This window comes from Micromonospora globispora (assembly GCF_003857015.1).
GTDB classification, from domain to species: Bacteria; Actinomycetota; Actinomycetes; order Mycobacteriales; family Micromonosporaceae; genus Micromonospora; species Micromonospora globispora.
Genome location: NZ_QGGF01000476.1, coordinates 1 through 11,160, shown reverse-complemented (window position 1 = coordinate 11,160; position 11,160 = coordinate 1). Strand labels below are relative to the sequence as shown.

The 11,160-nt window shown below is 72.5% G+C and carries 12 protein-coding genes and 1 pseudogene; 7 read left to right on the top strand and 6 right to left on the bottom strand.

Features of this window, described 5'->3' with window-relative positions:
* The first annotated feature begins 193 nt into the window (after nt 1-193).
* Genes DKL51_RS25715 through DKL51_RS25710 form a run of 3 tightly spaced genes read left to right on the top strand, consistent with a single transcriptional unit; the run spans nt 194 to nt 3,275 of the window.
* Entirely contained in the window at nt 194-2,746 is a 2,553-nt protein-coding gene (locus DKL51_RS25715; RefSeq protein ID WP_109947831.1) for an ATP-dependent Clp protease ATP-binding subunit, read from the top strand.
* Nucleotides 2,747-2,760: 14 nt separating this feature from the next.
* The gene (locus DKL51_RS35165; RefSeq protein ID WP_165823269.1) at nt 2,761-2,925 is read left to right on the top strand and encodes a hypothetical protein; all 165 of its coding nucleotides are present in this window, start codon (nt 2,761-2,763) and stop codon (nt 2,923-2,925) included.
* Entirely contained in the window at nt 2,925-3,275 is a 351-nt protein-coding gene (locus DKL51_RS25710) for a DUF3140 domain-containing protein (RefSeq protein WP_109947832.1), read from the top strand. Before DKL51_RS35165 ends, DKL51_RS25710 begins: the two co-directional genes overlap by 1 nt.
* Nucleotides 3,276-3,327: 52 nt before the next feature.
* Here the strand turns inward: DKL51_RS25710 and DKL51_RS25705 are convergent, their stop codons facing one another.
* From DKL51_RS25705 to DKL51_RS25695, 3 genes are all read right to left on the bottom strand, one after another.
* Complete coding sequence (locus tag DKL51_RS25705) at nt 3,328-3,564, bottom strand: hypothetical protein (RefSeq protein ID WP_109947833.1); 237 nt, start codon at nt 3,562-3,564, stop codon at nt 3,328-3,330.
* Nucleotides 3,565-3,583: 19 nt separating this feature from the next.
* Complete coding sequence (locus DKL51_RS25700; RefSeq protein ID WP_109947834.1) at nt 3,584-4,570, bottom strand: LysR family transcriptional regulator; 987 nt, start codon at nt 4,568-4,570, stop codon at nt 3,584-3,586.
* A gap of 74 nt (nt 4,571-4,644) precedes the next feature.
* The gene (locus DKL51_RS25695; RefSeq protein ID WP_109947835.1) at nt 4,645-5,262 is read right to left on the bottom strand and encodes a hemerythrin domain-containing protein; all 618 of its coding nucleotides are present in this window, start codon (nt 5,260-5,262) and stop codon (nt 4,645-4,647) included.
* Nucleotides 5,263-5,435: 173 nt separating this feature from the next.
* Here DKL51_RS25695 and DKL51_RS25690 point away from each other — a divergent pair, with 173 nt between their 5' ends.
* On the top strand, nt 5,436-6,764 hold the full coding sequence (locus DKL51_RS25690) for a M20/M25/M40 family metallo-hydrolase (RefSeq protein WP_109947486.1): 1,329 nt from the start codon (nt 5,436-5,438) through the stop codon (nt 6,762-6,764).
* Nucleotides 6,765-6,824: 60 nt separating this feature from the next.
* Nucleotides 6,825-7,478, top strand: a complete 654-nt coding sequence (locus DKL51_RS25685) for a hypothetical protein (protein WP_109947487.1) — start codon at nt 6,825-6,827, stop codon at nt 7,476-7,478.
* A gap of 82 nt (nt 7,479-7,560) precedes the next feature.
* Here the strand turns inward: DKL51_RS25685 and DKL51_RS25680 are convergent, their stop codons facing one another.
* Both DKL51_RS25680 and DKL51_RS25675 read right to left on the bottom strand, forming a co-directional pair.
* A complete protein-coding gene (locus DKL51_RS25680; protein WP_089014793.1) occupies nt 7,561-7,752 on the bottom strand; it encodes a DUF5703 family protein in 192 nt (63 codons plus the stop codon).
* Nucleotides 7,753-7,840: 88 nt separating this feature from the next.
* Nucleotides 7,841-8,812 (bottom strand): aldo/keto reductase, encoded by a 972-nt coding sequence (locus DKL51_RS25675; protein ID WP_109947488.1) that lies wholly within the window; start codon nt 8,810-8,812, stop codon nt 7,841-7,843.
* Nucleotides 8,813-8,977: 165 nt separating this feature from the next.
* Here DKL51_RS25675 and DKL51_RS25670 point away from each other — a divergent pair, with 165 nt between their 5' ends.
* Both DKL51_RS25670 and DKL51_RS25665 read left to right on the top strand, forming a co-directional pair.
* Nucleotides 8,978-10,030 carry an LLM class F420-dependent oxidoreductase gene (locus DKL51_RS25670; RefSeq protein WP_109947489.1) on the top strand — a complete coding sequence of 351 codons (1,053 nt, stop codon included), beginning with the start codon at nt 8,978-8,980 and terminating at the stop codon, nt 10,028-10,030.
* Nucleotides 10,027-10,863: an undecaprenyl-diphosphate phosphatase gene (locus DKL51_RS25665; protein ID WP_109947490.1), complete on the top strand. Its 837-nt coding sequence runs from the start codon at nt 10,027-10,029 to the stop codon at nt 10,861-10,863. Before DKL51_RS25670 ends, DKL51_RS25665 begins: the two co-directional genes overlap by 4 nt.
* A gap of 90 nt (nt 10,864-10,953) precedes the next feature.
* On the opposite strand, the pseudogene DKL51_RS25660 reads toward DKL51_RS25665, so the two are convergent.
* Nucleotides 10,954-11,160: pseudogene (locus tag DKL51_RS25660) on the bottom strand (hypothetical protein); the annotation flags it as partial.

The following is an 11,160-nucleotide window of genomic DNA, read 5'->3' as shown; positions in this document are numbered from 1 at the left end:
TCCCGCAGCCGGGCGGCGGCGCCGGGCCGGTCCCGCCACCAGCCGTCCGGCCGCGAGCCGACCACGTTCGCCCCGTCGACGATAAGCAGCGGCCTGGTCTCCATCCGCCCAGCCTGCCACCCGCGGGCGTTTGTCGCGCCGAGCGCCGGGTAGCCACCGCCGACCGTGCCGCGCCCGACTGCGGAGGACAGAGATGATGGGACCTGGTGACTTCGGCTCGGACCCGTGGGACGAATTCCTGGCCCGGTACTTCGGCCGGGGTGAGGCGGGACGCCGGCCGGCGCACCGGGTCGACATCACCCGGCTGATGACGGCCGACGCGCGCGAGATGCTCGCCGACGCGGCCCGCCGGGCGGCCCAGAAGCACAGCAACGACCTGGACACCGACCACCTGCTCTGGGCGGCGCTGCAGCGCGAACCGCTGCGTGACCTGGTACGCCGCGCGGGCGCCGACCCGGACGCCCTGGTCAACGCCCTCGGCGGACGCGGCGACGGCGCGCCCCGGGGTGAGGTGCCCCCCAACCTCTCGCTCACCCCGGCGGCCAAGCGGGCGTTGCTCGACGCCCACCAGCTCTCCCGGGCGATGGGCGCCAACTACATCGGCCCCGAGCACATCCTGATGGCCCTGCCGCTCAACCCGGAGTCGCCGGCCGGCCGGATGCTCGCCGCCGGCCGGATCCAGCCGGAGTCGCTCCAGGCGGCCAGCGCCGAACGCGGTACGGGCGGTCCCAAGCCGGACCGCGGCACACCCACGCTCGACAAGTACGGCCAGGACCTCACCGACCTGGCCCGCGCCGACCAGATCGACCCGGTCATCGGGCGGGCCGACGAGATCGAGCAGGCGGTCGAGATCCTGTCCCGCCGGACCAAGAACAACCCGGTGCTGATCGGCGAGGCGGGCGTCGGCAAGACCGCCATCGTCGAGGGGCTGGCCGAGCGGATCTGCGACGGCGACGTGCCGCAGACCCTGCTCGGCAAGCGGGTGGTGCAGCTCGACCTGCCCGGGCTGGTCGCCGGCACCCGCTACCGCGGCGACTTCGAGGAACGGCTGAAGAAGGTGATCGACGAAATCCGGTCGCACAAGGACGAGCTGATCGTCTTCCTGGACGAGATCCACACCCTGGTCGGCGCGGGCGGCGCCGGCAGCGAGGGCGGCATGGACGCGTCCAACATGCTCAAGCCCGCGCTGGCTCGGGGCGAACTGCGGGTGATCGGCGCGACCACGTTGGACGAGTACCGGCGCAGCATCGAGAAGGACGCGGCGCTGGCCCGCCGCTTCCAGCCGGTCTTCGTCCCGGAGCCGAGCGTCGAGGACACCGTCGCGATCCTGCGCGGCCTGCGCGACCGGTACGAGGCGCACCACCAGGTCCGCTTCACCGACGAGGCGCTGGTGGCCGCGGCCGAGCTCTCCGACCGGTACGTCACCGACCGATACCTGCCGGACAAGGCGATCGACCTGATCGACCAGGCCGGCGCCCGGATCCGGTTGCGCACCCGCACGCCCGCCGCCGACGTGCGGGACCTGGAGCAGCAGCTCGACGAGGTACGCCGGGACAAGGAGCAGGCCGTCGCCTCCGAGCAGTACGAGCGGGCCTCCACGTTGCGGGACCGGATCGGCGAGCTGGAGGAGCAGATCCGCCGCGCCCGCGGCGACGAGGGCACCAACCACGTGCCCTCGGTCGGCCCAAAGGAGATCGCCGAGGTGGTCTCCCGGGCCACCGGCATCCCGATCAACCAGCTCACCGAGGAGGAGCGGGACCGGCTGCTGCGGCTGGAGGGCTACCTGCACGAGCGCGTGGTGGGGCAGAACGAGGCGGTCAGCGCCGTGTCGGAGGCGGTACGTCGCTCCCGTACCGGGCTGGCCGACCCGAACCGGCCGATGGGCAGCTTCCTCTTCCTCGGCCCCACCGGTGTCGGCAAGACCGAGCTGGCCCGGGCCCTGGCCGAGGCCCTCTTCGGCGAGTCCGACCGGATGGTCCGACTGGACATGAGCGAGTTCCAGGAACGGCACACGGTCAGCCGGCTGGTCGGCGCCCCGCCCGGTTACGTCGGCTACGAGGAGGCCGGCCAGCTCACCGAGGCGGTCCGCCGCCGCCCGTACGCGGTGGTGCTGCTCGACGAGATCGAGAAGGCCCACCCGGACGTGTTCAACATCCTGCTCCAGGTGCTCGACGACGGCCGGCTCACCGACAGCCAGGGCCGGACGGTGAACTTCAAGAACACCGTACTGATCATGACGAGCAACCTGGGCTCGGAGCTCATCACCGGCACCCAGCGGGCGATCGGTTTCGAGACCGCCGGGGAGCCGGGAGCCGGGCGGGAGGCCAGTGAGCTGCGGGAGCGGCTGATGCGGCGGCTGCAGGAGAACTTCCGACCGGAGTTCCTCAACCGGATCGACGAGATCATCATCTTCCAGCGGCTCGAGGCCGAGCAGCTGCGGCAGATCACCGAGCTGATGCTGGAGGAGACCAAGCGACGGCTGCACGCCCAGGACGTCCAGGTGGAGTTCACCACCGCCGGCATCGACTGGCTCGCCGAGCACGGCTACCAGCCGGAGTTCGGTGCCCGACCACTGCGCCGGGTGATCCAGCGGGAGGTCGACAACCGGCTCTCCCGGATGCTGCTGGAGAACGAGATCTCGCCCGGGCAGAAGGTCATCGTCGACGCGCGGGACGGACAGCTCGCCTTCGAGGTGACCGCCGGTGACCGCGGGTACACCGCGGCCACCACGTCCCATCCCCGTTGAACCGGAGGGCGGACATGACCGAACCGGAGGAGACCCGGGAGGACACCGAACGGAGCGAACCGATCGTGACCCCACCCACGGCGAATCCGTCCCGGGTCAAGGTGCCGCCGGAGGGCGTGAAGCAGCAGACCGACGACGGTGAGCCGGCGCCGGCCGGGCCACCCGAAGAGGAGGCGTGATGGTACGGGAGGCACGAGTCGACCCCGAGGTCGACGTGATCTGGGACGACTTCCACGCCCTGGTGAACGTCCCCTCCGAGCAGCTGCGCCAGTGGCTGCTGACCCGGGGCTCGGGGGAGGAGACGTTCAGTCCCGGCCCCGACATGGGCCTGCCCGAACCCGGCCGGCACATCCTGCGGGTGCTGACCAAGCGCAAGGTGGACCTGACCCGGCAGGACATCGAGGTGATGCAGGAAGCCATCGACCGGATCCAGTCCCTCATCGACGCCAGACCGAGCGGGGGAAACACGGACAACGAGTGGCGGCACTCGCTGCTCGACCTCGGCCACGACGTGCTGATCGAACGCTGAGCCGACAGCACACGACGGCACCCGGGATCGCCCGGGTGCCGTCGCGGTGGCGTTACTCCGACTCCATGCTCGGCAGTTGCAGGCCTGCGGCGTCGGCGGCGGCCTGCCGGTCGGCGCGGGCCCGTTCCTCCCGGCTGAGCAGGTTGGCGTACTCGGTGATGTCGGTCGGGTCGGGCACCTCCGGCAGGCGGCGCAGGAAGGTCTCGACGTCCTGGGACGCGGCGGTGTGCATGGCGGCCGCCTGACGCAGCAGCTCCCGCTGGTCGGCGGCGGGGTAGAGATCGGTCATGAGGGGCTGATACCCGTCGTCACGCGGTTCGCACCCCGCCGGCCGTCGACGGCTGGACGCCGAAGTCGGGATGGCGGAGCAGCCAGGCCAGATAGTCCGGGTGCGGGGCCAGCGAGTCGGTGTACGCCGCCATCGCCGTCTCCAGCACCGTCTCGGCGACCCGGGCGGTCGGGGCGTCCGGATGCCAGCCGAGCAGCAGCCGCCAGCGCAGCGGGATCCCGGCCAGCCGTCGGGTGACCAGCCCGGCGACCGGGCGGAAGGTGGCCTGGCAGAGCGCCACCGCCTCCCCCGCGTCGACCAGGTCGACGCAGCCCCGCACGTCGGTCTCGTACACCTTGCGCGGGGTGAAGCCGGCCCGGGCGCAGGCGGCGGCGAAACAGTCGCCGAAGCAGCCGTCCCCGGGCGCGGCCACCCACTGCTCCCGCCGCAGGTCGGCCAGGCGCACCTCGTCCCGGTCGGCCATCGGATGGGTCTGCGGCAGCAGCACGAACACCGGGTCGACGGCGACCTCCCGCCAGCTCAGCCCGAACTCGGCCGACGGCGCCGCGTCCCCGCAGACGCCGGTGAGCGCGAAGTCGAGCCGCCCGGCGGCCACCAGTTGGGCCAGCTCGTCCCCCGACCAGGAGGCGTACGTGCTGATCTGCACCTCGGGCTGCTCGGCCGCGAGCCGGTGCACCAGCCGGCCGAGGATCGGGCTGTTCACGCCGCCGAACCGGTACCGGCTCAGCGGGTCGCCCGCCCCGGCGAGCCGCGCCGCCTCGTCCTGCAGCCCCTTCATCGCCGGCAGCAGCACCCTGGCCCGATCCAGCACCAGCTCCCCCAGGGCGGTCGGGCGGGCACCCCGACGGTCGCGCTCGAAGAGTGGGCCGCCCAGGGCGCGCTCGATGCGCTGGAGCTGGGCGGTCAGGGCCGGCTGGGCCAGGCCGAGCGTGGAGGCCGCCTTGGTGACGCTCCCCGTCTCCGCGATCGCGCACACCACCCGCAGGTGTCGCAGCTCCAGATTCATACGGTGACGGTAGGACCACCGAGAGGTATGCGGAAGGGCTGAACCGCATCGGCCTTCCCCGAAGCTCCGGGAGGTCAGGCCTTCGGCTGCCGCCCCAGGTCGGACAGGTGGGTCCGGCGCCCGGTCACCGCGTCGCGCAGCTTGTCCACCACGCCGACCGCCGGCTCGACGATCTTGTTCCACGGCGGGGTGGCCGGAGTGCCGGGGTGCGGCCGGGTCGGGGCGGCCTCCTCGGCGATCTCCCACCGGTTGCCCAGCCGGATCAGCTCGGCGTCGGTGGCCACCTCGCGCAGCGGCGTCACCAGTGCGGTGACCCGGCTGATGTGCCGGCGTACCCGGTCGGCCACCTCCGTCAGCGCCCGATCCTCCGGATCGGACAGTCCCTTCAGGGCGGTGAGCAGCGCGCGGTCCGCGTCGATCTCCCGGTCCACCAGCTCGGCGTTCTGCGGCACCGCGGCCCGGGCGGCGGGGAAGAGGTACTGCTCCTCGGCGGAGAGGTGCCGGGACACCGCGGCGGTGAGCACCTCCACCACCTCGCGGCGGCGTTCCGCCGCCAGGTCGGAGTCGGTGACCTGCTCGACCAGACCGAGCAGTTGCCGGTGCTCCCGGTCGACGATCTCGGCCAGGCTCCGGCCACCCGGCCGGTACGCGTCGTCGGCCGCGGGCGGCAGCGGGGGCAGGGGGACGGTCATCGGTGACCTCCTCGACGGGGTGCCGGCGCGCCCGGTGGGGGCCGGGGTCGCGCTCCGCTGGGCGGTGCTCGGACGCCAGCGGCGGTACCCGGCTGCTCCGCGCGCGAAACCGCGGCGCGTGCCCGGGCGGGCGGGGCGAACGCGGCACCAGCCCCGACTGGTATGAAGAAGCGATGACGAGCGACGCCGCCTCCGCCCGACCGGACCCGACCGACGAGGTCGTCGACCTCTGCCGCGACCTGCTGCGCATCGACACCACCAACACCGGGGACAACGACACCAGCGTCGGGGAACGCCGCGCCGCGGAGTACGTCGCGGCGAAGCTCGCCGAGGTGGGCGTCGACGCGGAGATCCACGAGTCCGCGCCCGGGCGGGCGAACCTGGTCGCCCGGATCCCCGGCACCGACCCGGGCCGCGACGCGCTGCTGGTCCACGGCCACCTCGACGTGGTCCCCGCCGACCCGGACGAGTGGTCGGTGCATCCGTTCTCCGGCGAGATCCGCGACGGCTACCTGTGGGGCCGCGGCGCGATCGACATGAAGGACTTCGACGCCATGGTGCTGGCCGTCGTCCGCGGCTGGCAGCGCACCGGGGTCCGACCGCCCCGAGACATCGTCCTCGCCTTCACCGCCGACGAGGAGGCGGGCAGCGACTACGGCGCGCACTTCCTGGCGCAGCGGCACCGCGGCCTCTTCGACGGCTGCACCGAGGCGATCGGCGAGGTGGGTGGCTTCTCCTACTCGGTCAACGAGCAGCAGCGGCTCTACCTCATCGAGACCGCCGAGAAGGGGATCGACTGGCTACGGCTGCACGCCAAGGGCCGCCCCGGACACGGGTCGTTCATCCACGACGACAACGCGGTCACCGCGCTGGCCGAGGCGGTCGCCCGAATCGGCCGGCACCGCTTCCCGGTGACCGTCACCGCGACCGTGAAGGCCTTCCTCGAGGAGGTCGCCGAGGTGCTCGGCGTGGACGTGGACCCGGACGACCCGGAGACCGCCATCGCCAAGCTCGGCCCGATCGCCAACATCATCGGCGCGACCATCCGTAGCACCGCAAACCCGACCCGGCTGGCCGCCGGCTACAAGGACAACGTCATCCCGGGCCGGGCCACCGCCACCATCGACTGTCGCAGCCTGCCCGGCCAGTCCGAGATGCTGGAGGCGCAGCTCCGCGAGCTGATCGGCCCGGACATCGACATCGAGTACATCCAGCGGCAGCCCGCGCTGGAGACCACCTTCGACGGCGACCTGGTGGCCGCGATGTCGGCGGCGCTGCGCGCGGAGGACCCGGGTGCCCGGCCGGTGCCGTACATGCTCTCCGGCGGCACCGACGCGAAGGCCTTCTCCCAGCTCGGCATCCGCTGCTTCGGGTTCGCCCCGCTGCGGCTGCCCGCCGACCTCAATTTCTCCGGCCTGTTCCATGGCATCGACGAGCGGGTCCCGGTGGACGGGCTACAGTTCGGCGTGCGGGTTCTTGACCGGTTTCTCCGCAGTTGCTAACCGTGTCCACGGCGTCACCGCCGACGCGGATCCTCCCCCATCGCGAAGGGACTGCCTCACATGACCGACCGGCACGATGAGCTGGACGCCGCCCTCGAGCGGGTGATCGACGCGGCCCGCGCCCACCTGGCCGCCGTCCGCGCCGCCCAGGGGCGGATCGACGACGACGACGTCTGGCAGGCGTACGTCGCGTTGAACAACGCCTCCTACGAGTACGACGAGCAGCTGCTCGACGTGTACGGGGAGGTGACCCCGTGGGACGTGCAGGCGATCGACCCGAACGAGGCCGACGAGCGCTTCGGCGGCGTCGAGGGCGTCGAGGCGACCGACCCGCACCCGCGGGTGATCTCGGTGCGGCAGCGCCGGGACTACCGGGTGCCCAGCGTCGCCGCCCTGATCCGCGCCGCTGAGGCGGCCCGCCGCGAGGGCACCCCGGAGGAGGAGGAGCCGGCGTCGGTCGAGGGGGTCGGCGAGGCCGTGCTGGAGCTGCTGCAGAGCGGCGACGGCTCGCTCAGCGCGCTGGACGTTCCCGAGCTCGAACCGCTCGACGGCGTGGTCATGGTCAGCGAGGTCGGCACCCCCGTCGACCTGGAGTCGTTCGACGACGACGACCCGGTCGGCCCCTTCCAGCCGGCCGCCGACGACCGGCTGGTCGGCCGGCTCGACGAGCACCCGTTCCTGGAGATGGACGAGGAACACGACCACGCCCACTAGGCGGTGACACCCCCGGGGCCCGACCGTACGGTCCGGGCCCCGGGGGCGCGCGCCCGCTTTCCGGGTACGGCTGACGCCGCCCTCAGTACGACAGACCCGGCTGCGGCTGGTTGATCCGCCGACGGCGCAACATCACCTGCCGCGTACCGTCCCGGAACAGCCGCACCCGGGCCAACTCCCATCCGGAGAACTCCGCCTGGATCGCCAGCTGCGCCGCGGCGGTCACCCGGTCGACGTTCGGCGGCAACCGCAGCGGCGCGTATTCGTAGTCCATGCATCCATGCTGCCCAGCCCGGCGGCCCTGCGCCACCCCCCGACGGTGAGCCGCGTCGCGTCCGGACCGTACCCGTCGCCCGCCCCGCTCAGCCGTCCCGTTCCGGGTAGCCGACCGGCACCGCCGAGACGTCGTCCAGGGCGGTGACGATCTCGTCCGGCAGCGTGATCCGCTCCACCTGCAGCGCGCCGAGGAGCTGACCGACGGTGCGGGCGCCCAGGATCGGGGCGGTCACCCCCGGCCGGTCCCGGACCCACGCCAGCGCCACCTCCAGGGGGGACACGCCCAGGCCGCCGGCGGCGGTGGCGACCGCCTCCACGATACTGGAGCAGCGCGGCTCCAGGTAGGTGGCGACGAACCGCTCGAAGTGCGGGGAGGCGGCGCGGGAGTCCGCCGGCCGGCCGTGCCGGTACTTACCGGTGAGCACCCCCCGACCCAGCGGCGACCAGGGCAGCACGCCCAGGCCGAGCGCCTCGCAGGCGGGCAGCACCTCGCGCTCGACGCCCCGCTCCAGCAGCGAGTACTCCACCTGCGCGGCGACCACCGGGGCCCGGCCCGGCCAGGCGGCCTGCCAGGCGGCGGCCCGGGCGGTCTGCCAGCCGGAGAAGTTCGACACCCCGACGTACCGGGCCTTGCCGCTGGACACCGCGTGGTCGAGCGCGGAGAGGGTCTCCTCGAATGGGGTGTCCGGGTCGTAACCGTGCACCTGCCAGAGGTCGACGTAGTCGGTGCCGAGCCGGCGCAGCGACGCGTCCAGGGTGCGCAGCAGGTGCCCGCGGGAGTTGTCCCGACGGCGGCCGCTGCCCGGCCGCAGCCCCGCCTTGGTGGCGATGAGCAGCTCGTCGCGGGGGACCAGACCGCCCAGCAGGGAGCCGATCACCGACTCGGCGTCGCCGTCGGCGTACACGTCGGCGGTGTCGACCAGGTTGCCGCCCGCGTCGAGGTAGCTCTTCAGCTGGGCGGCCGCGTCGTCGGCGTCGGTGTCCCGTCCCCAGGTCATGGTGCCGAGGGCGAGCCGCGAAACCGCCAGCCCGCTTCGGCCGAGCGGTCGCTGTTGCATGGGTGAACCTTATTTCGAACCTGGCGTCACGGATATCCTCGCCTCCGTCAAGTTCCTGCTCGGCCTCCCGGTCGATGTGACGCGATCGTGGTGAGCCGGTGATCACGGCTCCCAGCCGCATTGCGTAACCTGATGCGACCTGTGGTGCGGACGGTGGGAGGACCAGTGCGACTCGGGCTCAGCCTCGGATACCAGACGGCGTGGAGTACGCCGGCAGACCACCTGGCTCTGGCCCAGGAGGCGGACCGGCTCGGCTACTCGGTGGTGTGGGCGGCGGAGGCATACGGCTCCGACTCGCCCAGCATGTTGGCCTGGATGGCCGGCCAGACCGAGCGGATCGACGTGGGCAGCGCGGTGATGCAGATCCCGGCGCGCACCCCGGCGATGACCGCCATGACGGCCGCCACCATCGACGCCCTCTCCGGCGGCCGGTTCCGGCTCGGCCTCGGCGTCTCCGGCCCGCAGGTGTCTGAGGGCTGGCACGGCGTCCGCTTCGCCAAGCCCCTGGCCCGGACCCGGGAGTACGTCGACATCGTCAAGCTGGCGATCACCCGCAAGGAGGTCGCGTACGCCGGCGAGCACTACACCCTGCCGCTGCCCGACGGGCCCGGCAAGGCGCTGCGGTTGGGCTTCCACCCGCCGCGCGAGCACATCCCGATCTACCTGGCCGCGGTGGGCCCGAAGAACCTGGAGCTGGCCGGCGAGATCGCCGACGGCTGGCTGGCCGTCTTCTACGCCCCCGAGTTCGCCGAGGAGCAGCTCGCCTCCGTGCGGGCCGGTCGGGCCAAGGTCGGCAAGGAGCTGGCCGGCTTCGACGTGGTGCCCTCCGTCCCGGTGGTGGTCGGCGACGACATCGCCTCCTGCGCCGAGCTGGTCCGCTGGTACGCCGCCCTCTACGTCGGCGGCATGGGCAGCCGGCAGCAGAACTTCTACAACCAGCTCGCCACCCGGATGGGCTACGGCGACGCCGCCCGCGAGGTGCAGGACCTCTACCTGGCCAAGCGGCAGCGCGACGCGGCGGCCGCGGTGCCGATGGAGTTCATCGACCGCACCTCGCTGCTCGGCCCGAAGGAGCGCATCGCGGAGCGGATGCGGGACTACGCCACCGCCGGCGTCACCACGCTGTCGGTGAGCCTCTTCGCCGCCGACCGGGACAGCGGCGTGCAGACGCTGCGGACCGTCGCCGAGGCGCTCGACCTCTCCGGAGTCGGCGAGTGACCTGGGTCGAGGCCATCGTCCTGGGCATCGTCCAGGGGCTCACGGAATTCCTCCCGATCTCCTCGTCCGCGCACCTGCGGATCACCTCGGCGATCTTCTTCGGCCGGGACGCCGGGGCGTCGTTCACCGCGGTGACCCAACTCGGCACCGAGGCCGCCGTCCTCATCTACTTCGCCAAGGACATCTGGCGGATCCTCCGTACCTGGGTGCTCGGGCTGGTCGACCACTCGGTCCGGGCCAGCCTCGACTACCGCATGGGCTGGTACGTGATCGTCGGCTCGATCCCGATCGGCGTGTTCGGCTTCCTGTTCAAGGACCAGATCCAGACCGTCGCCCGGAACCTCTGGCTGGTCTCCGCCACGCTGATCGGCTTCGCCTTCGTGCTGGCCTTCGCCGAGTACTGGGGTCGGCAGACCCGCACCCTGGAGAACTTCCGGATGCGGGACGGCGTCGTGATGGGCTTCGCCCAGGCGATGGCGCTGATCCCCGGCGTCTCCCGGTCCGGCGGTACGCTCACCGCCGGCCTGCTGCTCAACCTCACCCGGGAGACGGCGGCCCGGTACTCGTTCCTGCTGGCCATTCCGGCGGTGGTGATGTCCGGGGTGTTCAGCCTCGGCGACGTCTTCAAACCGGCGGCCCCGGGCACCGCGGCGCCGAGCGGGGCGCAGATGGTGGTTGCCACGCTGATCGCCTTCGTCATCGGGTACGCGGCCATCGCCTGGCTGCTGCGCTACGTCGCCCACCACACCCTGTACCTGTTCGTGCTCTACCGGGTGGCCCTCGGCGCCCTGGTGCTCTCGCTGCTGCTGACCGGCACGATCACCGCCACCTGAGGCGCTGCCCTCTTTCGTCGCTCGATACGCCGCTGGCCGGCACCCTGGTGAGGGTGCCGGCCAGTGGTCGGTTCACGGTGTTCGGTTGGGTCAGCTGTTCCAGTGCTGGGCGACGAGGTCGGCGGCCTGCTGTTCCCACTGGGCGTAGGCGTCCGGGTAGGCCGACACCTGCACCGTCTGCGCGGCCTGCGTCAGGGGCATGTCCTGCCACCCGTCGACCTGCTTCAGACCCTTCTGGAAGGCCATGGTCGAGTACTCGGGGTCGGTGATCTGCTCCGGGGTACCCCAACCCGAGGA